The sequence below is a fragment of the Caballeronia cordobensis genome (assembly GCF_001544575.2).
Taxonomy (GTDB): domain Bacteria; phylum Pseudomonadota; class Gammaproteobacteria; order Burkholderiales; family Burkholderiaceae; genus Caballeronia; species Caballeronia cordobensis.
This window is the reverse complement of sequence record NZ_FCNY02000009.1, coordinates 345326-367892: the sequence shown is the minus strand read 5'-3', so window position 1 is coordinate 367892 and position 22567 is coordinate 345326. Positions and strand designations below refer to the sequence as shown.

Annotated in this window: 21 protein-coding genes; 5 read left to right on the top strand and 16 right to left on the bottom strand. The window is 65.0% G+C overall.

Annotated features, from left to right (window positions below; translation table 11 throughout):
* The first annotated feature begins 5 nt into the window (after window positions 1-5).
* Window positions 6-449 (top strand): MarR family winged helix-turn-helix transcriptional regulator, encoded by a 444-nt coding sequence (locus AWB70_RS19900; RefSeq protein WP_014250864.1) that lies wholly within the window; start codon window positions 6-8, stop codon window positions 447-449.
* On the opposite strand, the gene dhaK is transcribed toward AWB70_RS19900, so the two are convergent.
* From dhaK to AWB70_RS19880, 4 genes are all read right to left on the bottom strand, one after another.
* The gene (dhaK, locus tag AWB70_RS19895; RefSeq protein ID WP_053569440.1) at window positions 450-1439 is read right to left on the bottom strand and encodes a dihydroxyacetone kinase subunit DhaK; all 990 of its coding nucleotides are present in this window, start codon (window positions 1437-1439) and stop codon (window positions 450-452) included.
* 21 nt (window positions 1440-1460) lie between these two features.
* A complete protein-coding gene (gene dhaL, locus AWB70_RS19890) occupies window positions 1461-2090 on the bottom strand; it encodes a dihydroxyacetone kinase subunit DhaL (protein ID WP_053569441.1) in 630 nt (209 codons plus the stop codon).
* 71 nt (window positions 2091-2161) lie between these two features.
* Window positions 2162-4000: a glycoside hydrolase family 15 protein gene (locus tag AWB70_RS19885; RefSeq protein WP_053569442.1), complete on the bottom strand. Its 1839-nt coding sequence runs from the start codon at window positions 3998-4000 to the stop codon at window positions 2162-2164.
* Between the two features lie 93 nt (window positions 4001-4093).
* The gene (locus tag AWB70_RS19880) at window positions 4094-4318 is read right to left on the bottom strand and encodes a hypothetical protein (RefSeq protein WP_041731690.1); all 225 of its coding nucleotides are present in this window, start codon (window positions 4316-4318) and stop codon (window positions 4094-4096) included.
* A 137-nt stretch (window positions 4319-4455) separates the two neighbouring features.
* On the opposite strand from AWB70_RS19880, the gene AWB70_RS19875 reads away from it, so the two are divergent.
* A complete protein-coding gene (locus tag AWB70_RS19875) occupies window positions 4456-6066 on the top strand; it encodes a Na+/H+ antiporter (protein ID WP_014250868.1) in 1611 nt (536 codons plus the stop codon).
* 5 nt (window positions 6067-6071) lie between these two features.
* On the opposite strand, the gene AWB70_RS19870 is transcribed toward AWB70_RS19875, so the two are convergent.
* Together AWB70_RS19870 and AWB70_RS19865 are read right to left on the bottom strand one after the other, a co-directional pair.
* A complete protein-coding gene (locus tag AWB70_RS19870) occupies window positions 6072-7526 on the bottom strand; it encodes a S8/S53 family peptidase (RefSeq protein ID WP_053569443.1) in 1455 nt (484 codons plus the stop codon).
* 237 nt (window positions 7527-7763) lie between these two features.
* The gene (locus AWB70_RS19865) at window positions 7764-8558 is read right to left on the bottom strand and encodes a TerC family protein (protein WP_053569444.1); all 795 of its coding nucleotides are present in this window, start codon (window positions 8556-8558) and stop codon (window positions 7764-7766) included.
* A gap of 129 nt (window positions 8559-8687) precedes the next feature.
* Here AWB70_RS19865 and AWB70_RS19860 point away from each other — a divergent pair, with 129 nt between their 5' ends.
* Window positions 8688-9569 (top strand): LysR family transcriptional regulator, encoded by an 882-nt coding sequence (locus tag AWB70_RS19860; protein ID WP_014250871.1) that lies wholly within the window; start codon window positions 8688-8690, stop codon window positions 9567-9569.
* Window positions 9570-9664: 95 nt separating this feature from the next.
* On the top strand, window positions 9665-10081 hold the full coding sequence (locus AWB70_RS19855; RefSeq protein ID WP_053569445.1) for an HPF/RaiA family ribosome-associated protein: 417 nt from the start codon (window positions 9665-9667) through the stop codon (window positions 10079-10081).
* Window positions 10082-10124: 43 nt separating this feature from the next.
* On the opposite strand, the gene AWB70_RS19850 is transcribed toward AWB70_RS19855, so the two are convergent.
* The 3 genes from AWB70_RS19850 to AWB70_RS19840 form a co-directional block, all read right to left on the bottom strand.
* Window positions 10125-11384: a glycosyltransferase family protein gene (locus tag AWB70_RS19850; RefSeq protein ID WP_235024292.1), complete on the bottom strand. Its 1260-nt coding sequence runs from the start codon at window positions 11382-11384 to the stop codon at window positions 10125-10127.
* Window positions 11385-11700: 316 nt separating this feature from the next.
* Window positions 11701-12150 carry a DUF3574 domain-containing protein gene (locus tag AWB70_RS19845; protein ID WP_235024291.1) on the bottom strand — a complete coding sequence of 150 codons (450 nt, stop codon included), beginning with the start codon at window positions 12148-12150 and terminating at the stop codon, window positions 11701-11703.
* A 64-nt stretch (window positions 12151-12214) separates the two neighbouring features.
* A complete protein-coding gene (locus AWB70_RS19840; RefSeq protein WP_041731693.1) occupies window positions 12215-12454 on the bottom strand; it encodes a hypothetical protein in 240 nt (79 codons plus the stop codon).
* A 246-nt stretch (window positions 12455-12700) separates the two neighbouring features.
* On the opposite strand from AWB70_RS19840, the gene AWB70_RS19835 reads away from it, so the two are divergent.
* A complete protein-coding gene (locus AWB70_RS19835; RefSeq protein ID WP_053569447.1) occupies window positions 12701-13705 on the top strand; it encodes a hypothetical protein in 1005 nt (334 codons plus the stop codon).
* Between the two features lie 12 nt (window positions 13706-13717).
* Here the strand turns inward: AWB70_RS19835 and AWB70_RS19830 are convergent, their stop codons facing one another.
* The 7 genes from AWB70_RS19830 to AWB70_RS19805 form a co-directional block, all read right to left on the bottom strand.
* Complete coding sequence (locus AWB70_RS19830; RefSeq protein WP_053569448.1) at window positions 13718-16099, bottom strand: DNA polymerase II; 2382 nt, start codon at window positions 16097-16099, stop codon at window positions 13718-13720.
* A 161-nt stretch (window positions 16100-16260) separates the two neighbouring features.
* Complete coding sequence (gene flhC, locus AWB70_RS19825) at window positions 16261-16923, bottom strand: flagellar transcriptional regulator FlhC (protein WP_014250877.1); 663 nt, start codon at window positions 16921-16923, stop codon at window positions 16261-16263.
* 25 nt (window positions 16924-16948) lie between these two features.
* Window positions 16949-17266, bottom strand: coding sequence for a flagellar transcriptional regulator FlhD (flhD, locus tag AWB70_RS19820; RefSeq protein WP_014250878.1), 318 nt, complete (start codon window positions 17264-17266; stop codon window positions 16949-16951).
* A gap of 109 nt (window positions 17267-17375) precedes the next feature.
* A complete protein-coding gene (locus AWB70_RS38325) occupies window positions 17376-17636 on the bottom strand; it encodes a hypothetical protein (protein ID WP_143281662.1) in 261 nt (86 codons plus the stop codon).
* A gap of 147 nt (window positions 17637-17783) precedes the next feature.
* Entirely contained in the window at window positions 17784-18851 is a 1068-nt protein-coding gene (locus tag AWB70_RS19815) for a purine-nucleoside phosphorylase (protein ID WP_053569848.1), read from the bottom strand.
* Between the two features lie 100 nt (window positions 18852-18951).
* Entirely contained in the window at window positions 18952-21510 is a 2559-nt protein-coding gene (locus AWB70_RS19810; RefSeq protein WP_053569449.1) for a mechanosensitive ion channel family protein, read from the bottom strand.
* A 103-nt stretch (window positions 21511-21613) separates the two neighbouring features.
* A complete protein-coding gene (locus AWB70_RS19805) occupies window positions 21614-22540 on the bottom strand; it encodes a cation diffusion facilitator family transporter (protein WP_014250881.1) in 927 nt (308 codons plus the stop codon).
* Between the last annotated feature and the right edge of the window lie 27 nt (window positions 22541-22567).

Here is a 22567-nt window from a genome sequence, read left to right as displayed (position 1 = left end):
CGAAATTGCCGACCAGAAAAGACGAACCCGAAACGCTCGCGAAATTCACGGGCAGCCTCGTGCGCCGCGCCCAGCAGCGCCATGTGGCGGTATGGCTCAGCGAAGTCTCCGCGGAGATCACGAGCGTCCAGTACGCGGCGCTCGAGATCCTGCAACGAACGCCGGGCGTCAATCAGCGGCAGCTCGGCGATGAACTCGACGTGGACCGTTCGACCATCGCCGATCTCGTCGCGCGCATGGTTCGCAACGGCTTGATCGCTCGCTCCGACGATCCCGTCGACAAGCGCAGCTATGTGCTCTTTCTCACCGCGGCGGGCAAGAAGCAGCTTGCGGCGTTGCGGCCGCGGGTCGAGGAAGTCGAACGCATCCTCACGGCGAGGCTCACGCCGCGCGAAGCCGCCGAACTGCGGCGGCTGCTGGCGGCGCTGCTGCCGGAGCGCGCGGAATGATCACATGCCCCAGCGCAGTCCCGCGGTATGCACGGGGCTGTCCCAGTGCCGCATCATTTCGTCGTCGAGCGTGCAGAGCGTGAGCGACGCGCCCGCCATGTCCAGCGATGTCGTCAACGCGCCCACCTGCGAGCGCGCCACGCTCAGGCCGCGCCCGTCGAGCCAGGTCCGTGCCGCGTGATACAGCAGATACAGCTCCGATAGCGGCGTGCCGCCGAGCCCGTTGACGAGCAATAGCAACGGCGCGTCGGCGGCCGGCTTCAGGTCTTCGACCATCGCCGCGAGCAGTTCGTCTGCGATGGCGTTCGCCGTGTCGAACTTCGCGCGCCTGCGTCCCGGCTCGCCGTGTATGCCGACGCCGATTTCGATTTCATCGTCGCCGAGCGCGAAGGTCGGCTTGCCCGCGGCAGGCACCGTGCAGCTCGAAAACGCGACGCCCATCGACGCAATGCGCGCCGTTACCCGTTCGCCGAACGCCCTGCACGCCTGCAGGTCGGCGCCGGTTTCCGCGAAGCTGCCGACGAGCTTTTCGACGATCACCGTGCCCGCGACGCCACGCCTGCCGGTCGTGAAGCTGGAATTCTCGACGGCGACGTCATCGTTGACCAGCACCGATGCATTGGGCATCTCGCACAGCTCGGACGCCATCTCGAAGTTCATCAGATCGCCCGAATAGTTCTTCACGATGAACAGCACGCCCGCGCCGGTGTCGGCGGCCTGCGCCGCGGCCATCATCTGATCGGGCGTCGGCGAGGTGAAGACCTGGCCGGGGCACGCGGCGTCGAGCATGCCGTGACCGACGAAGCCGCCATGCAGCGGCTCGTGACCCGAGCCGCCGCCCGAAATGATCGCCACCTTGCCGGGCTTGAGCGTCTTGCGCACGATGTACAGCGGGTCGAAGCTGACCGTGACGAGATCGGCGTGCGCGGCGGCGAAACCCGCGAGGCTCTCCGACAGGTAATCGTCGACGCGATTGATGAACTTCTTCATGTCCCCTGCTCCTTGTTGTGTTCAGGCGCCGTCTTGCGCGAGATGCGCGCAGACCGCGGCGATCATGAGCTGGCTCGACCGCGCGCCCGGATCGATATGACCGCGCGAGCGCTCGCCGAGAAACGAGGCGCGCCCTTTGGTGGCGAGCATGTCGCGCGTGGCGAGCATGTTGTCTTCGGCGACGCGCGGCAGCGCTTCGAGCACGTCCTGCTTCGAAGCGCCCGCGTCGGCCAGGGCGGTGAATCGTTCGGCGACGGGAATCAGCACGTCCATCATCGTCTTGCTGCCCGTGCCGGTCTTGCCGCGCTGGCCGACGGCGTCCACGCCCGCCGCGAAGGCGCGCGCGAACGCCTTCACGTCGTCATCATCGGGCGCGGCTTTCGCCATGCCCGTGAGCATCGAAAAGAAGAGCGGCCCGGACGAGCCGCCGACCGTGGAAAGCACTTTCGCCGCCGCCAGCTTGAGCGCGGGCGCGAAGGCTTCGGCTTCGATCGACGCGCGCAGCGCCGCGAGCGCATCCATGCCGCGCAGCAGGTTGATGATGTGATCGCCGTCGCCGATCGCCTGATCGAGCGACGCGATTTCGTCGGCATGTTCCTTGAGCGACGCGTGCGCCGCGTCGATGCACGTCATGAGCGTCTTGCCGTTCATGCGCCGTTCCTCCGTTCACGAAAAGCGTGAGCAGCAAGGATACAGCGTCGCGGCGCGGCGCGTGGAAGCGCTCAGGTCCAGGGCACGTGCACGCGATCGAGGTCGCGATCGAGCTGATACGCGGCGCTGATGAGCGCGAGATGCGTGAGCGCCTGCGGAAAATTGCCGAGCGCTTCGCCGCTGATCGCCACTTCCTCCGAGAAGAGACCGACATGATTCGCGTACGCCAGCATCTTTTCGAAGACGAGCCGCCCTTCGTCGACACGCCCCGCGCGCGCGAGCGCCTCCGCGTACCAGAACGAGCACGCCGAGAAGCCGCCTTCCATGCCCGGCAAGCCGTCGAGCGTCGAGCCGCGCGTATAGCGGAAAATCAGCGGATCGACGCGCAACTCCCGCCCGATCGCATCGAGCGTGCCGATCCAGCGCGGATCTTTCGGGCCGATGAAGCGCACGAGCGGCATCATCAGCGCGGCGGCGTCGAGCGTGGCGGAACCGGGCGTCTGCACGAAGCTTTGCAGGTCGTCGTTCCAGAACTGCTCGTGGATGTCGCGATGAATCGCATCGCGCGTGTCGAACCAGCTTGCGAGCGGCGCGGGCAGCGAGCGCTTCTCGGCGAGACGCAGCGCGCGATCGACCGTCACCCAGCACATCAGGCGCGAATGCAGCAGCGCGCGCGTGCCGTTGCGAAACTCCCAGATGCCGTGATCCGCCTCGCGCCAGTGCTCGACGACGTAATCGACCGTGCGCGTGACGTGCCGCCAGCCGTCGTAGGAAATGGCCGCGCCGTACTTGTTGTAGAGATACACCGAGTCGAGCAGCGCGCCGTAGACATCAAGCTGGATCTGCCCGCGCGCTTCGTTGCCGACGACCACCTGCCCCGGCACTTCGCCGACGAGGCTTTTCAGTTCGGCTTCCGCGAGCGCGTCGGCGCCATCGACCGCGTACATCACGCGCAACTGACCGTGCGCGCTGCAGTCGCGGCTGCGTTCGGCAATCCACTTCATGAAGCGTTCCGCCTCGCCGGTATAGCCGAGGCGCAGCAACGCGTAGACGGAGAACGCCGCGTCGCGAATCCAGGTATAGCGATAATCCCAGCGGCGCGAGCCGTCGTGCGTTTCGGGCAGGCCGAAGGTCGGCGCGGCGACGATCGCGCCGAATTCTTCCGAGCTCAGGAGCTTGAGCGTGAGCGCCGAGCGCAGCACGACTTCGCGATAGCGCCCGCGATATGTCGAGCGCGACGACCACGTCTTCCAGTAATCGATGGTCTGTTCGAGCACCGCATCGTGATTCGCGCCGATCTCGCCGAGGCCGTTGGCGTCGCCGAGCGCGAAGCACGCGCATTCGCCTTGCGCGAGGTCGAGCGTGGCGCGCGCGCCCGCATCCTCGATGGCGAGCGGCACGTTCGCGAGCAGACGCAAGGACGGCGCGCCATCGTCGCGGACAAACTCGACGCCCTGCTCCACGGCCCGCGCCGAATGCTTCGCGCGCGCGTAATCGAAGCGCGGATCACAGCGCACGTCGAGCGTCATGCGTCCGTACACGAGCCGCGCGATGCGCAACACGCAGTTGGGCGCCGTACCGGCCGCGTTCGCCTCAGATGCGACCGGCATCAGGTCGAGCAGTTCGCAGACGCCATCGCCGGTCATGAAGCGCGTGAGCAGCACGTTCGTTTCGGGCAGATACATCTGCTTGACGTTCGCGTGCGGCTCGCGCGGCGTGATCGAAAAGGCGCCGCCGCGCTCGCGATCGAGCAGCGCGGCGAAGACCGTTGGCGAGTCGATGCGCGGAAAGCACATGAAATCGATCGCGCCGGACAGCGACACGAGCGCCGCCGTCTTCATGTTGCCGATCATGCCGCGCCCATCGACGGGCAGCGCGGCGGGTGGAATCTGCCCGGGATCATGTCCCATCGCAGTCTGCTCCCGATGAGCCTTGTAAAGGCGACATCGGGCGGGCAGCAAGTCATATTCCTGTCGGGAATGACAGATTCGGGACCTTGCGCTTTATTGCGCTGCGGTCTGCTCGCCCGACGCCGTGACATGCTCGCGCGGCGCATCGCCGAAGGCGGCTGCACTCGCCGCGCCGTTCTGCGCGGCGAAGGTCGAGACCGCCGGCACGGGCGCATCCGCGTGGCGCGACTTGCCGAAGCTCGCAATGTAGACCACGGCCGCCACGGCGACGCCCACCAGCACCGCCGCAACCGCGACGCCCGACGACTTTCGTCTCATTTTCACTCCTTTCGGATACGATGACACCCCGGCTCGCGGCCCGGACCGCGTCGATGGTAGCAGCGCGCGAGGCAGCGTCTGCGTGGTCCGCCGCGCATTGCATCATAAGAAAACCCATCTGAACCCGAGGACAAGTCATGCACGCCGCAACGGCATTCAACCTGGTGCTCGTCTCACTGATCGCCATCATCGCGCTGGAAGTGCTCGCCCGGCGCCTGCGTCTGCCGCCCGCCGCGGCGCTGCTCATCGGCGGTGTCGCGATGGCGTTCGTGCCGGGACTGCCGCATTTCGAGCTCGACCCGGAACTCGTGCTGGTCGTGTTTCTGCCGCCGCTTCTGATGTACGGCGCGTATTTCTTCGTCTGGGACGATTTCAAGCGCAATCTCAGCGGCATCCTGCTGCTCGCGATCGGCGCGGTGGCCTTCACCACGCTCGTCGTCGGCGTCGCGGTGCATCTGGTCGTGCCCGCGCTGCCGTGGGCCGCGTGCTTTGCGCTCGGCGCGGTCGTCTCGCCGCCCGACGCCGTCGCGGCCAAGGCGGTGCTCGAACGCGTGGCGCTGCCGCGACGGTTGATGGTGCTGCTCGAAGGCGAAAGCCTGTTGAACGATGCTGCGGGCCTCGTGCTGTTCCGCTTCGCGATGGTCGCGGCGCTGAGCGGCGTGTTCAGCGCGCCGCGCGCGGTGGCGAGCTTCGCGGGCCTCGCGATCGGCGGCATCGTCGTCGGGATCGTGGCGGGCTTCATCGCCGTGAAAGTCATGCGCGCGCTGGAGGACGATTACCTCGTCATCACCACGTCGATGCTTACGTCGTGGGTCAGCTATATCGCGGGCGAAGAGCTCGGCGTGTCGAGCGTGATCGCCACGGTCACGTGCGGCATGGTCGTCGGCTGGCATCAGCACGAAGTGTTCTCGGCGGCGCAGCGCATGCGCGGCACGGCGTTCTGGCAAGTGGTCGTGTTCGTGCTGGAGGCGCTCGTGTTCGTCCTGATCGGGTTGTCGCTGCGCGGCATCGTCGTGCGTCTGGGCGGCATCGGCGACGCCTTTTCGCTGCTCGGACCGGCGACGGCCGCGGTGATCGCGGTCGTGATCCTGTCGCGCTTCGTCTGGGTGTTCGCCACGGAAAGCGTGAAGTGGCTCGCGTGGACCGTCACCGGCCGCAAGCGCGCACAGGGCGAAGAAGCCAGCGCCGCCGTACCCGACTGGCGCGCGGCGACGGTCGTGAGCTGGGCCGGCATGCGGGGCGTGGTGACGCTCGCGGTCGCGCTCTCCTTGCCCGAGGCGATGCCGGGCCGCGATCTCATCGTGTTCGCGGGCTTCGCGGTCATTCTCGTCACGGTGCTGCTGCAAGGCGCGACCATCGGCCCGCTGATCGCGTGGCTCTCGCTCGCGGCCGGGCACGAGCGCTCGTCGCGTCATCTCAGCGAACCGCAGGCGTGGGCGCGCATGGAAGAGGCGCAACTCGCCGCGATCCAGCCGCTCGTGCGCGACGCCGACGGCAATGTGATCCACCCGCGCCTGCTCGAACAGTACACGTATCGGGCGGGGCTCACGAAGCGCTTTCAGGACATGGAGACCTTCCCGGCGGACGCGCGCCATGCGCATTACGACGTCGTGCTCGCCGCGATCGCGGCCGGCCGCGCGGAGTTGCTGCGCATGCATCGCGCGGGGCAGATCCACGACGAGCTGCTGCATTCGCTGGAGCACGATCTCGATCTGCAGGAAATCATGGCGATGCATTCGCGCGGCTGATTTCTCTAACGCGTTGGGGCGACGAGCGGCGTATCGCCGGATGATTCGTCGCACTGCATCCACGTATAGGCGGTCACGCCCGAGCGCGCGTTGTTGCGCAGCCGCACCAGCCATTCACCCGCCGCCGCGCGGCGCAGGCCGCTGCGCGCGGATGTCGGCGCGAGCGCGATGAGAATCATATGCCCGTTGCCGCGCGCGCCCCGGCCGAGATGCACGACGGTGCAGATCGCTTCGCCGCCGCGCGTGTAGGTGGCGATATCGCCGAGCGTGAGCCATGCGCTCGCAATACCGCCCGGCGGCACGATCTGCACGTCGATGCTGGGCGCGCCGTCGTTGCTGGCGAACCAGATCTCCGCGAGACTCGGCGACGACGCGTACGCGCGCACCGGCCAGCGCAGTTCCGCCACGGCGCGTTGCGCGATGGTCAGCGCGCCGCGGCAGCGCGACATGTCGGCGTTGCCGGACGGCAGCACGACGGAGCATGCGCCGGTGTCCATCAATTCGTCGAGCGCGCTTTCGATGAGCGAGCTGCCGTCCTGTTGCCACGCCGCGTTGCCCGCGCTCACACTGACGAGCGCATGGCACGCCGCGCCGCCGATCTCCCGCGCGCGCTGCACGATATAGCGAACCGCGTCGAGCACTTCGGCGTCGAGACAGGGGCCGAAGGCGTCGCGCATCGAGCGGCAGCGTTTCTTGAGCTGCACGCCGACCATCGGCAAGGGCGCGTCGTGATCGACCGGCTGGCTCGCGTCGTCGCCGTGCGCGAAGGCATAGACGCGCGCCCCGCCCGCCGTCTGCGCGGCTTCGACGGAGAGCCGCACGTCGCCGAGCAGCGCGTCCATCTGATGTTTGAGCAGCTCGCTTCCGTAGCCGAGCGTGGCGGCCGTATCGGCGGCATCGTTCTGGTTCCAGAAGCACAGAAAGCGCGTGCGCGTGCCCGTGCCGTCCTCGGAAAAACGCCGGTGCGTGAACGTGACGTCCTCGTCGCAAATCCCGACGATCGCGTTGCCCGCAGCAGCGTGCGTGGCCGCGTGGCTGGCCGGAACGCGGTCCACGGGGCCGTCGGCGTGCGAGATGATCGCCAGCGCTTCCGTGAAGCGCTCGAATTTACCGGCGAGATCGGTGCCGAGGCGCGCGTAGAACTCGCGCGTGACGTGGGCGGTGCAAAAGCGCGTGGCTTCGAGCGCGGGCGGCGGATCGCGGTAGAGCGCCGACATCCAGATCCAGCTCTGCCAGCCGCGCCGCTCGATTTCCTGCGCGAACTGCCGCGCGGTGCCGCCGCCCTGCTTCATCTCGATGGCGATCGGAATGCGGCCGTGCGGCATGCCGCCGAGATCGCGATACTGCGTCGCGTTGGCCCACACGATATACGGATCGATCCGCGCGACGGATGCGAGCGCGTGCGGCGCGATGGGCTCGAACCCCTCGCTCGCCGTGCCGATCTCCCAATGCGGGCTCATCCTGGTCCATTCCGAAGACGATTGATCGCAGTGACCGCGCGGCGCTTCTTTCGGCGGATGTTTCAGCCGATATTTCGGGAACCGAAAGAATGCGGCGCGGGCTATCGCTTACCGTAGTCACTTGGCCGGAGATAAGCAAGGCGAATTCCCGCCCGATATCGCGCGGACTGCCGGGTGCCGCACAGTGCGCGGCGGGCAATGCTATTCGTCAGCTTTCTTTGGCCTGTGCTTCGTCTTTCAGCGCGCCTCGCCGGCCTGAAGCCCTTCATGCCGTGCATCGCCGTGAACGCGCCGCTCGCGCTTGACCTTCGCGCCGCGCGCCAGCAGATTCAACCCTTCGACGAATCCAGCGAAGCCCATTGCCGCGTAGATGTAGCCTTTCGGCACGTGCGTGCCGAAACCTTCGGCGATCAGCGTCATCGCGATCACGAGCAGGAACGAGAGCGCGAGCGTCACGACCGTCGGATTGCGCTCGATGAAGCGCGACAGCGGTTGCGCGGCGAAGAGCATCGTCGCGACGGCGAAGATGACGGCGATGAACATGATCGGCAGATGGTCCGTCATGCCGACCGCCGTGATGATGCTGTCGACGGAGAACACGAGGTCGAGCACCAGAATCTGGCCGATCGCGGACCACGCGGTCAGGGTGCCGGCGCTCGATAAGACGCCGGCCTCATCGTCGTGATCCTTTCTCACGTGATGATGCATTTCCTTGGTCGCCTTCCAGACGAGGAACAGGCCGCCCGCAAGCAGAATGAGATCGCGCCACGAGAACGCGTGGTCGAAGACAGAGAACACCGGGGCGGTCAGTTGCGCGATCCACGCGACGGTGCCGAGCAGCGCCAGCCGCATCACGAGCGCGAGCATGATGCCGATGCGCTGCGTGCGCGCGCGTTGCGCCACAGGCAGCTTGTTGCTGAGAATCGAAATAAAGACGAGGTTGTCGATGCCGAGCACGACTTCCATCACGATCAGTGTAACGAGCGCGGCCCAGACGGCGGGATCGGCGGCAAGCGAAAGAAGATATTCCATGAGCGAGGAAGGAGGATTGATTGGACGTTTCGCGCCATGATGGTCCGTTCGCGCGCTCGGAAAAATCAGCGATAATCGAAGCCAGACTTCGGTTTATTCGAACCGAGGCAAAAACCACGAAAGGCACGCATGCTCAACTACCGGCATCTGCATTACTTCTGGGTCGTCGTGAAGGAAGGCGGGTTCGCGCGCGCGGCGGAGCGCCTCGACATGGCGGTGCAGACCATCAGCGCCCAGGTGCGCGATCTGGAAAAAGCGCTGGGTCATCAGTTGCTGAAGCCCGCCGGGCGCGGCGTCACGATGACCGAAGCGGGCCAGGCGGCGTTCGCGCGCGCCGAGGAAATCTTCCAGATCGGCCAGCTCATCCAGGACGAAGTGCGCGGCGCCGCGAGCGGCACGCTTGCGCGTCTCGCGGTCGGATTGTCGGACGGCATTTCCAAGCTCGCCGCGCATGCGCTGCTCGCGCCCGTGCTCGGCAATCCGTCGCTGCGTCTTTTGTGTCATGAAGGCGAGACCGACGAACTGCTCGGCGAACTCGCGCTGCATCGGCTCGATCTCGTGCTCGCGAGCCACGCCGCGCCGCACAATCAGAATCTGCGTCTCACGAGCGAGCGGCTCGTCGCTTCGCCGGTCGACTGGTACGGGCCCGCTTCCATCGTGCGCAAGAGCGCCATCGACCAGTTCCCGCACAGTCTCGCGTCGCTGCCCATGCTGTTGCCGACCGGTCATTCGTCGCTCAGAGCGCGGCTCGATCGATGGCTGGAAACGCAAGGCATCGCGCCGCACATCGTCGGCGAATTCGAGGATAGCGCGCTGATGGCGGTGTTCGGCGCGCGCGGGCTCGGCGTGTTTCCGCTCGCGGAATTCGGCGCGGGCGATGCACCGCTTCTGCGCGGCCTGCGCTGGCTCGGCCGCTCGCCCGACGTGAAGGAGGAAGTGCACGCGATCGTGTCGCGGCGCGGGCGGCATCATCCGTTGACGCAGCAAGTGCTCGCGCACGCCGCGGGCTGAACTTCGGTTTTTCCGAAGTTCGTGTTCCATTGCTTCTGCTTTTTCGCAGCGAGCCGACGCCTTACGCTGGATTCATGTCCAACGAGGAGGCCTCAATGAAAGTCCTGTTCAAGTCCCGCGAACCCGAAGCCATTGCGATGCACGAACTCGCGAAGGCGCGCAGCGAATTCGTCTTTCGCCGCCTCGCGTGGCTGATCTCGAAAGCGACCGTCAGCCTGTCCGACATCAACGGCCCGCGCGGAGGGGTCGACAAGCGCTGTCAGGTGGAATTGCAGGTGAGCCGGGAAAACAAGGTCGTGGCGACATCGATCGCGCGCGACTGGCGCGGCGCGATCGATCTGGCGCTCGCCCGCGCGGTGCGCTCGCTCGTGCGCCGGCGGCAGAACGTCAAGCCGGCGCGGCGTGTGCGGGCGCGCAGTCTCGCATGGCATTTCGCGCCGGAGCCGGCCCTACAGGAAGCGATCGATCCGCGTGAATCGCTCATGAGGAAGACCTTCGTGCACGGAACGTAAGCGGCAGACGCGTTTTGCATCCGGCCGGCGTTGACGGGGCCTGTCATCCGACGGCTTCGAAGCCGCCGTCGGGCACGCAGTCCATTGACATGTACAAGGCCCGCAGCTCCGTGCTCAGGCCGTGGAAGTGGCACAGGAACGTGTTCCGGTCCGCGTAATACCACGGCGTGTTCAACTCCCTGAAGCTCACGAGTTCGGGCGAATCCATCTCGGGGCACAGGCCCTGCCCCATCGACACTTCCATGAAGATGTATTGATCGCCGTGACTCGCGAACGTGGACTTGACGTCCTCGATCTCGTATACCTTCGCAAGCACGGCGTCGAGCAGGCGCGCATTCGTCTCGACATGACGAAAGCCCATCACGCCCGAATTGAACGCCCAACCGCAGATGTCCGCCGTCAGCACGCGGTCGCGCCCTTCGGTGAACTTCTCCAGCTTCACCGTCTGGTTCATCGCGATGATATCGGCGTCCATCCAGAACACCCAGTCGTGATGCGGCAGATACTTGCTGAGGAGGAAAGGCTTGACCCAGTTGCCGCAGGCGTCGCGCTTAAAGTCCGGCGGCACGTCGCGATACACGTAAAGCGTGTACCCGTGCCGCTCGCAGTAGGCGCGCAGGCTCGCCTCTCCAAAGCGGGCGTAGCTTGCGATATTCGGCGTATAGAGCATCACGACCGCGATGGCGCGTCCCGGCTGATACACGGAAAGCGGCTCGTTCGAATCGATGAGAAGCGGAGCCGCGTTTTGTAACACGCTCGGTTCGCCCGATGCGTGGCACGCGTTCACATGCCGTGCGAACACGGCGCGCCATTGCGGGCCGTATTTGCTGTAAAGCCGCGGCGTGTAGACGAGCGAGACCGCGACGACCTGGCTACCATGCAGATCCGGATGCTGACTCGACCACATCGACGCTATCGGCACCACGCCGTTCAGCGGGTCCCAGTCGGGTACGGTCGGCAGATCTTCGAGCAGCGCCTCTTCGGTGACGAACGCGCCGTAGTCATAGTACTTGCGGCACCGTGCGGCGAGACCACGGGCGATGCGGCGATTCTGTTCGTTATTTCGCAGCACGAAGATCTCGGTGTTGACGCCGAAATGGCCCTTAGTCAACAACACGTCGCGGCCCGCCATGATCGGCTCGAAATCGTGAAAGCGAATGAAGAGCGCGTTTTCTGTCGCGAAGATAACGACTTCGCCCTCTTCGCTCTCGCGCAACACGTCGCTCAGCAACTGGTACTTGTAAAGCGTGCGCAACTCGATCGAATCGACGCATCGGGATATCGCTTCGAAACGATGTTTCACATTCGTGCGCCGACAATACTCGACATGGTTGTCGAGCGACGATGTCGCGTTGCGATCAGCGAAACAGCTAACCAGGATAGTCATGGTCACGGCGGTTCAACAATCGAAAGACGAGGGCTGCGGGCGACCGTTTATGTGGCCCGTGAGAGCAGCGGAAACCTGCAATTATTGGACTAAACGGCCGCTCGACACTAAGAACTCGCTGATTTCATGAATTTTTAGGAGTACATCTTGACGACGGTGCGGGTCGCGCGTGCTACGCCGTCTAACGCGGGGCGCGTGCGCCGCCTTGTTCGCATGAACGGCGCACGCAGCCTTAGAACGATGCGCACGCCGCTTGCCTGACGCGCATCGTCGACTCCTGCTCGAAACGCACGCGATAGCGCTCCCGCAGTTCACCGATGGCGGTATCGCTGGCTTCGTCGTCGGGATGCACCACGCTCAGCACCCAGGATGGCTCGCGCATGATCGCGCCATCGCCCGCGCGCCACTGGCCACGAGCCTGCCACACGCTGAAGCCTTGCGGAAAGCGCGGCGTGACTTCATCGCGCAGGAAGTCGTCCCATTCACCCGACGTCACGGCGCCCTTTGCACGGCCGGCGCCGAAATAGACGAGATCGCTCACGACGCGCTGCTCGCCCGTCGCGCAAACCGGCGCGGGCGGCGCGGGCGTCGTTATGCACGCCGGCAGCCCCACGGCGATGAACAGCATCGAAATCGTTCGAAATCCGAACATGCGCGGCGTCGATTCTTTGAAGAACGCCATGTTATAGCGGGGCACCGGATTGTGCTTCTGGGTTGTCTCCGGATGCCCGAGTCCGGCGTGAACCTCAGCCTCTCAGCGCGACCTGCGGCCCGCGTGCAGCCAGACGGCCGTCGAGTTCCGCCTTGCCGCATTCGATCGCGTAGCTCGCGGCGGCGAGCGCGGTGGGAAATGCGCGAAACGGACCGATTGCGCGACGCACGCCGCCGGGCCGCTCGATCAGCAGCGTCGCGACGAACTGGCCGGCCAGATGCCGGACGATGACCGAGAGCTCGCAGCCTCGATATTCGATAGGAGTGGAGTCCACGGTTTACCTCGCTTGCATGATCGGAAACGCATTCGATCAATCTACGCAAGGTCGGCCGGGCGCGTAACCCCGCGTGTGAGTGGCCGCGAACGTAGGCGGATCGAAACTTCCGCGCAAACGTTTCACCAATCGCCTCATCAAATAGGAATGAGTCCGTTTCATGCAAGAATTTTCCTAAGCCGGTATGCTCCGACGAACAGGCCCCGACGAAAATTGCCGGAAGTTCCAGCAATCCGACTTCGTGTAATGACAAACTTTAAAAAAGAACGACATTGCAGAGCCGCCGCCTGGGTCATCGCCTGCGCGGGGCTCGGCTTCGCGAGCACTGCATTGCACGCGCAGGAATTGTCGGTGCTCGCCGGCGCGCTCAAGAGCAGCAGCAACAACACGTATTCCTGGGAAGGGACCTATCGCGAGGGGCTCGGCCGCTACGCCGCGTGGAGCTTCTCGTGGCTGAATGAAGGCCATATTCCCGATCATCACCGCGACGGCCAGGCCGTGCAGTTCTGGGGACGGCTGCCGCTCTGGAACAACCGGCTGGAATTGTCGGCGGGCGCGGGGCCGTATCGCTGGTTCGACACCAAGCAGGCGCAACTGGGTGGCGGCTATTCGAACACGCACGGCTGGGGCGGCCTGTTTTCGCTGCGCGCCGCGTATTACTTCGACAACCGCTGGATCGCGGAAGTGAAGCTCAATCGCGTGCAGGCGTACGGCGGTCCGGATACGACCGCGCTGCTTTTCGGCATCGGCTATCAGCTCGACGCGCCCGATGGACCGGGTCCGCGCGCGCGGCCGCCGTCGCGCACGACGAACGTTACGAGCAACGAAGTCACCGTGATGCTCGGCACGACGATCCTGAACAGCCCCGACTCGGAATCGAATCTCGCGGAAAGCATCGAGTACCGGCGCGGGTTGTGGCACTACGTCGATTTCACCGCCTCGTACCTGCATGAAGGCGGCCACGTGCAGTCGCGCCGCGATGGCGTCGCCGCGCAGCTCTGGGCGACGCGCGCCTTCTTCGACGACAGGCTCACGTTAGGCGTCGGTATCGGCCCGTATCTGTCGATCACGCAAAACGACGATCTGCCGCAAAACCGCACCGGCGACGGACGCTTTTCCGGTCTCGTCTCCGTATCGGCGAGCTACCGCTTCACGGACCGCTGGCTCGCGCGCGTCACGTGGAATCGCATGGTCACGCGCTACGACCGCGACGCGGACATCATCGAAGCGGGTGTCGGCGTGCGGTTCTAGCCTGAACCGGCGCTAGAACAGCGCTTTCTGGCCGGACATGAGCGCGGTGAAATCGTCGCGCATGAAGGGCAGGATGCCATCCGCGACCGGTTGAAGCTGCTTGCTCACGTAGTGCTCGTAGTCGATCGGCGCATGCCGCGCCTCGACCGGCTCGGGACCGGCCGTCGTTATCACATAGCTGATCCAGCCGCCGTTCTGATATTGCAGCGGACGGCCGGCGCGCGCGTTGTATTCGTCGGCGATGCGCGCGGCGCGCACGTGCGGCGGCACGTTGCGCTGATAGTCGCCGAGCGTGCGCCGCAGCCGCTTTCGATAGACGAGCAACTCGTCCAGCTCGCCGCGCCGCGTCCGCACGACGTAATCGCGCACGTACTCCTGATACGCCTCGCCCTTGAAGATGCGCATGTACAGCTCCTGCTGGAAACGCTGCGCGAGCGGCGTCCAGTCGGTGCGCACGGTTTCCAGGCCCTTGTAGACGATGTCCTCGCTGCCATCCGCGCGCGCCGTCAGTCCGGCATAGCGCTTTTTGCTGCCCTCTTCCGTGCCGCGAATCGTCGGCATCAGAAAGCGTTTGAAGTGCGTTTCGAATTGCAGTTCGAGCGCGCTGTCGAGGCCGAACGCGTCGCGCAGATGGTCCCGCCAGTAGGCGTTCACATGCGCGACGAGCGCGCGGCCGATGCGCGCCGCGTCGTCTTCGGTGCGCGCGCGGCGCAGCCAGACGAAGGTCGAATCCGTATCGCCGTAGATGACGCTGTAGCCGCGCGCCTCGATCAGCTCGCGCGTGCGATGCATGATCTCGTGACCGCGCATGGTGATCGACGACGCGAGACGCGGATCGAAAAAGCGGCAACCGCTCGATCCGAGCACGCCGTAAAACGAGTTCATGATGATCTTGAGCGCCTGCGACAGCGGTTTGTTGTGCTGACGCTTCGCCGCCTCGCGCCCTTCCCACACCTGCGCGACGATCGCGGGCAGGCAGTGCGTCTCGCGCGAGAAACGCGCGCCGCGAAAGCCGGGCACGGTCGCGGTTTCATCGGGCGTCGCCATGCCTTGCGCGAGTCCGGCCGGATCGATCAGAAAGGTGCGGATGATCGACGGATACAGGCTCTTGTAATCAAGCACGAGCACGGAATCGTAAAGACCGGGACGCGAGTCCATCACGAAGCCGCCGGGGCTCGCTTCCTCGGGCACGTCGCCGAGATTCGGCGCGACGAAGCCCAGCCGGTGCATCCGCGGCATGTACAGATGCGTGAACGCCGCGACCGAGCCGCCGCTGCGATCGGCCTGCAGGCCCGTGACGGTCGCGCGTTCGAGCAGAAACGACAGCAGCTCCGTCTTCTCGAAGACTTTCGTGACCAGTTCGCAATCGCTCAGGTTGTAATGCGCGAGCGCGGGTTTGTCTTCCCGAAAACGCCGCTCGATTTCATCCATGCGCGCATAGGGACTGTCGATCGCCTTGCCAACGCCCAACAGCGACTGCGCGACGTATTCGAGACTGAACGACGGAAAATTCCACGTCGCCGAGCGCAGCGCCTCGATGCCGTCGATCACGAGCCGCCCCGCGATCGCGATGAACCAGTGATTGCGGTTCATGCCGTGCTCGCGCCACTCGGCGGCACTGCCGTCGCGGCCGAGCGCGAGCGGCACGCCGTAGTCGTCGGCGTGCCGCTGAAGAATGCGCAAATCGAATTGCACGACGTTCCAGCCGATGATCGCGTCCGGGTCGTGATGCGCGATCCACGCGTTGAAACGGCGCAGCATGTCGGCGCGGGAATCGCAATAATCGAGCGCGAAATCCGTCCCGGCCGCATCGCCGTTCGGCTGGCCGAGCATGAAGACCTGACGCGCGCCGCAACCTTCGAGCGCGATCGAATAGAGATCGCCCTTGAGGCTCGTTTCGATATCGAGCGAGACGATTTTGAGCGACGGCCGGTAATCCGGCGCGGGCTTCAGCTCGCTGAAAATGGCGCCGTCGCGCTCGACGCCCTCGAACGACACCGGCGCGGTGATGAAGCGCTCCATCAGATAGCGCTCGTGCGGGCGAATGTCCGCCTCGAAGACGTTGACGCCCGCGCCGCGCAGCGTCTTTTCGAGCGCGAGCAACGGGCGATAGTGCGGGCAATACAGCCCGAGCACCGGCTTCTGACGGAAATCCTTGAGCGGCAGTTCGCGCAGATAGGCGTCACGCACGCCGGCGACGATCGGCTCCGCCTTCGCGCGATCCTCGGCGCGGATGAACGCGACGCTCGTTTGCAACGCGATGCGGATTTTCTTCGGGCCGTCGCCGGTGGCGAGCCAGAAATCGACTTCCGTCCCGGCCGCGGTGTCGCGCCAGTGACGAGTCAGCAGAAAACCCTGTTGTGCCAAAGCCAAACCGATACCCCGAAAGCCCATGCCATCGAAGCATTTTACTGGCCGGACGAGAAAGCGGCCCGGCGCCTTTCGACGCCGAGCCGCATGAATTCGGTACGGAAAAAGTAAAACGCGGTAGCGGCGGGCCGGTCGTCCACCATCCTCGCGGACGGTCCCCGGAGGGCGGCCGCCGCCGCTACCGCCTAAGCGGCCTGTGCGACCAGGCCTGCCCGTTGCGACTGTAACGCCGCTACGTTTGCGAGTACCGTGTGCTCCGCATGCTCCGGCACTTCGTTCTTCGACATCACCACCTCCAGAGCGGCTTCTTTGCTGGCCTGTTTAGCGGCCGCCGCTTTCTTGGTCTTCCCCGCGCGTGACGGCGGCTGGCAGGCCCCGCACACCACGTTGTTCTGCAAATCATGTTTGTGTGCGACAAACTTCCCGGTGCAGCGGCAGCACGGCGTCATCTGCAGCATGCCCGCGTCGAAGAAGCGCACAAGAGTCCAGGCCCGCGTGAGATCGAGTACCGCCTCGGCGCCGCTATGGTTGCAGTGCTCGAGATACAGCCGATACCCTTTGGTCAACGCATCGAGATGCGAGCAACCAGCTTCATTCTTGAGGAACGTATAGGTGTTGTAGAAAAGCGATGCGTGGATGTTGGCGAGCCACGTCATGTACCAGTCGGCCGAGAACGGCAGCATGCCCTTCGGCGGCGATACACCCTTCACTTCGCGATAGAGGCGGATCATGCGGTCGCGCGAGAGCGTGAGTTCGCTCTCCAGCACCTGCATGCGCGCGCCGAGTTCGATCAACGCGATGGCGCGGAACACTTCCTGGGCGTCTTCAGTGAGGCTCTTCTTCAGCATGGCTCGCTCCGTCACCTGGGTCACCTTAAGCGAACTGTTCAGCCGGCTGGCCAGCCAGCAGGATGGCCGCGTGCGTCGGCGCGATGTCCGCGTTCTTCGCGGGTTGCGTCAAAGCCGACAGCATCGTGTGATCATTGAAGCGGAATGCGCAAAGCAGGTTATCCGACGACGCAAGCTTAACGACCTGCGCGAGCGTGAGGCCCGACAGCAGATCGGCGAGCTCCGCCGACAGACCGAGCCGGAACATGCCGATGGCGCGGTCTTCGCGCAACAGACGCTGCGCGAGCATGATGTACGACAAGTTGATTTCCCGGATCGATTCCAGCGTTTCGCGACCGTTCATGGTTGCAACTTCCAGTAAATCCCCGAATTTCCCGCCGGCTTTTCGCCGATATCTTTTTTGTGCCTCACCGGGCTAGTTCTGCCCGGCTACGTACCGCGTAATCTTTGTTTCAGTGAGTTACATCTTGTAACAACCACTGTGAGACGGATTCTAAGAACTGTCTGAGACGAAAGCAAGCACATCTCAATAATATTTTGTTGCAAACAACACTTTCGATCGGTAATTTTTTCGGTATGGAGATTTTGACTGATTTTGCCGGACCATTTCTATTCTTCTTATGTTTACCGCGCAAAATCAGGGCAGCTTCGTTTTTGTCGGTGAAATCGCTGGCCGCCAGCAATAACGGGGGATTTCGAGATTCGGTTGACATCGGTATCGCCTATTTTTAGCGCTATTCATCAGAAGAATAAACGCCAAAATCGCCACTCAGACGGGCTTTACCGATGCAACGAAAATTAGGAAATAATTACCTATTACTTGTTACGGTCTTTGTTACCCTTGTTTGTAACGCGGTCTGTTACCTTTTCGGCGCGCCGTTTCTCCACACGCCCCAGTTTGTAACAACTTCCCGTACGAACGGATTACCGGCGCGATACAAATTTTCGAGTGCCGGCGCAAAACCGCCTTGCGCCGCGTAGTCGAGCAAATTCTCGACCGCGCTCTGCCCTTCGTAGGGCCGATCGAAATCCGATCCAGCGCGCAGCACCGCGACGCGCGCGACATCCACCCGGTGCGCGCTTGCCGCCCGCCTGAGCGCCTCGTAGGTCGCGTTGTCCTCCTGCTGCGTCGTGCAGTAGACGCCGCGGCCGTCGGTGAGCAGACGCGTCCACGCGCGCGCCCGTTCGCCGATGAACCTGCCCGACCACCATGTGTCGCCGGCGAGCGTGTCGCACTGGATCACGCGCGGCGGCTGGTTCGCCGGCGCGTAGTTGAATTTGGCGCGGGCGGCCTGGGCCGCGTCGCTGTCGGCGAGGGTCACGTTGCGTGAGAGTGCGTAGGCGGTGTCGGCGAGCGAGGCATCGAGGGCGAAGACTTCCGTGCGATAGTCGGGCGGCGGCTTTTCGTTCGGATTTTTCGTGTTGATGCCCGTGAACCCGCTTGGCCAGGCGGCGGGCTTTTCGCGCGCATCGAGTTCCCATTGCGGGCCGAAATCGACGAGATACTTCGCCCACGCCGCCGAGCCGACCGTGCCCTGCGCCGGATCGATGCCCGCGATGCCCGCGACCAGAAAGTACGTACGGCGCAAGTCGAAGCGGTCCGAAAACGCGAGCGCCATCATCGACGCCGCCGCGTTGGTGTGGCCCATGCCCGTGGTGACGACGCAAACATCGTCGCGATTGCAATGGACGTCCGGATAATCCGGCGACAGGCCCGCCACCTTGACGGCGTCCCACGGGCCGAGCCGGTCCAGCCAGACTTTGCCTTCGGGCGCGAACATCGTGACGATCATCACCTTGACTTCGCGCGCGCCGGCCGCGCTGTCGACGGAACGCGGCGAAGAGGCGCATCCCGCGAGACTGGCCGCACACGCCACCGCGGCGACGGCTTTCGTTATTTTCTTCGTTCGCGATGCGGGGTCTCTCATGGCGGGCGTGCTCCTCGCAGACAGTCGATCATGCAAAAAAAAATCGCGCCCGGCAGTGGGCGCGATCATGGGCGCGATCGGCGCCGAGACGATTATAGGATCACGTCCCGCCTTGCGACGACCGCGGCGGCGGCGCATTCGACGCCACGCTTGGCGCGCCCGCCGCTTCGCTCGTCGGATGCTGCGCGGCCTTCGACGGCTCGCCTTGCTGATCCGCGCCCGCTTCGTTCGCATCGGGCGAGCCTTCCTGATTGCCGCCGTTGACGATCACGAAATTGCGCTGCGGATTCGCGATCTCGATGCCGCGCGCCGTGAATTCGTTCAGGATGCGGCGGTTGAACTCGCGCTGCACCGGCCAGCGCGTGCTGTCGCGGCACTGCATCTGACCGGCGAGGGTGACGGTCGAGCCATCGACGGCATCGACGCCCCAGAAGCTGAAGTCGGACAGAATGCCGTCGCGGAACGCTTCGTCGTCGCGCAAGGCGGCGCCGATTTCCTTCAGCGTGGAAATGGCGAGATCGACGTCCTGGCCGAGCGCGATCGACACGCGCACCGCCGCGTTGCCGATGCCGCGATTCGTGTTGTTCACCGTCGAAACGGAGCTGAACGGCACCGTGTAGAGCGAGCCGTCGCCGCCGCGCAGCCGCACCGTGCGGATCGACAGATACTCGACCGTGCCCGACACGCCCGCGAGCGTCACCCAGTCGCCGACCTGCAACGCGTTTTCCATCAGCAGGAAGATGCCGGTGATGAAATCCTGCACGAGCTTCTGCGAGCCGAAGCCGAGCGCCACGCCGAAGATGCTCGCGCTCGCGAGCAAGGGCGCGGTGTTCACGCCGATCTCCGAGAGACCCGTCAGCACCACGACCATCGCGATGACGATGAAAAGGCCGGTGCGCATCATCGGCAACAGCGTGCGCAGGCGCGCGGCGCGCAGACGTTCGCCGCTCGCGGTCCACTGTTCGAGACGCTGCTCGACGACGATGTTCGCGGCCTCCCACACGAGCACCGCGAACGCCGCCGCGATCACGATCGTGATGAGCGCGGACGCGAGCCGGTTGCCGACCCCGCCCGACGTGAAGAAATGAATGATGTCGATGCCCCACACCTGGAGCAGCGCGACCATCATCGCGATGAAGATGAGCGTCTGCACGATACGCCGCAGCGCCGGGTAATAGCGATACGCGCGGCGGCGCACGATCGACTCGCCCGTGAGGTCGTCCTCGTCCTCGCGATGGAAGACGCGGCCGAGCGCGCCGAACACGACGATCGCCACCACGCGCGCGCCGACCAGCACGAGCAGCGACAGGCCGCCCAGATGAAAGAGCGTTCGGTAGCCGTTGCGCACGTCGAGCGCCCACACGAACCACAGCGCGATCACGAAGAAGATCGCGACGCCCGCCCAGACATCGGCGACCCAGTTGCCGAAGAGCCGCACCGAGCGATTCGTCCGCGCGCTCGCCCGGATGCGCTCGGCCACCGGCACCCGGCTCTCGAAGATCACGAACGCGATCATCAGATGCACCCCGAGCAGCACGATCTTCAGGATGGCGATGCGCGCATCGTCGGACAAGCCGATCGGCTCCGCGGCGTTGGCGAGCGCGATGCCCGCGCCCGCGACGCACACGGTGCGCCGCAGCCAGCGATGCAGGTAGGCCGCATGGAGATCGCCCATCTGGATGAGACGCAAGCCCGGCGCGCGCGGCGCGAAGAAGAAGCCGCTCACGATCACGATTGCGCGGCACACCAGATAGACGTCGATGATCGAGCCCGCGACCCGCGCTTCGGGCGTGTTGTCGTCGATGAACACCGACATCAGCACCGTCACCGCGCCAATGAACACGACGAGCGGCACCATGGCGAGAAAGCCGTGGAGCAGCGCGCTGGGCAAGCGCTGCAGGAGCGTCCAGTGACGCGCCGCATGACGTTGTCCGCGCGCGGTGTCGACCTTGCGCTCGGCGAGATGTATCGCGGTTTCGTCGCCGCTTCTGGCCGCGGCGTCTTCTTCACGTTCGGCGGCGCGTTGCTCGCGCACGAGCTCGGGCTGCTGGTCCTCCGCATCGGCGACGCCGCGCGCCGCGATCCGCGCGCGCGGCTTGGCGAGCAGGCGCGAGCACAGGAATTCGAGCAGCAGCGCGGGCAAGAGCGAAGCGAGCACGGTCCACGCGACATGCCCGATGAGCGCGCGCGCCTCGTCGCTCGACATGCGATCACGCCACCACGAGGCCATCGAGCCGAAGTCGAGCAGCGCGGCGACGGAATGACGGATGCCCGCCCCGATCTCCACGAGCCAGTGCCCCGCCTGACGCGATATCTGCGACGCGAGCCCGTTCGCCGTCAGCGAATGGGCCAGCACGCCGGACGCCCCCGACGCGGGCGCCGCCGAAGTTGCCGATGCCGATGCCGACGCGCTCTGCGGCGCGCTCGCGGGCGCGGCCAAAGCACCGGCCGCCGCGATGGCGCGCAGCGTATCGGCGACCTGAGCGCGGCGCGCGGGATCGTTCAGCACCGAAAGCGCGTCGCGCGCCTGTTGCGGCGTCAGCGCAACGGCTTGCGACGCGTTTTGCGTGGCATCGGCCGCAGCGAAGGAGGACTGCGAAATAAGCGAAAGACTGCTCGATAAAACGATGAAGAATGCAGAAAGGAACAATTTGCGCATGGGTCGGATGATCTCGAAATGGCTCGGCCTATGTTAGCGCGGTGTGGTCGGGCCAGCAAAAACCATCCCCGGCGCCCTCATGCGTTCACTGCGTTCACTGCGGTCACACAGTCGCGGGTTCGCCGCGATCGCGCGCGATATCGGGTTCGAAGAATACCCAGCGCACTTGCGGAAACGCACGCTGAAGATCGTCCTCGATGAGGTTGATCGCATCGATCATCGCGCGCCCGCTCGGATAGTCGAGCATTTCCGCCTGCACGGCAACGACCACATGCTTGCCCCACTGCAGCGTGATGAGGCTGATGATGCGCTTGATTTCGGGACGCGCCCGCAGGTGCGCATCGATCGCCTTGCGCACTTCCGGACTCGCCGATTCGCCGACGATCATCGACTTGACTTCGCGCGCGACGAGAAACGCGATGATCATCAGCAGCACGCCGACGCCGACCGATCCCGCCGCGTCGTAGGCGGGATTGCCGGTGAGCATGGTCATGAGCACCGCGGCGAACGCGATCGCGAGGCCGAGGAGCGCCGCGACGTCCTCGCCCGCGACCACGAGCAGTTCCGATTCGCGCGTCTCGCGGAACCATCGCCACAAGGTCTTGTTCGGCGCGCCCTTGCGGATTTCGCGTATCGCGCCCGCGAGCGAAAACGCTTCGAGCACGACGGAGACGCCGAGGATCACGAGCGCGACGATCGGATTGCTCAACGGCTCGTGATGCAGCAGCCGATGCGCGCCCTCGTACACCGAAAACGCACCGCCCACGAAGAACAGCAGCAGCGCGACGATGAGCGCGTAAAAATAGATCTCGCGCCCCGAGCCGAGCGGATGCAGCGCGTTCGCGGGCGCCTGCGCGCGCTTCAGGCCGAAGAGCAGCAGCAGTTGGTTGCCGCAATCCGCGGTGGAATGGATGGCTTCGGCGAACATCGCGCCCGAACCGGTGTAGGCCGCCGCCCCGAACTTGCAGACGGCGATGCCGAAGTTCGCGGCGAGCGCGTAGAAAATGGCTTTCGGGGATTCTTCCTTCATGCGGTTCTTTTTGATTGTCGAGGGTCG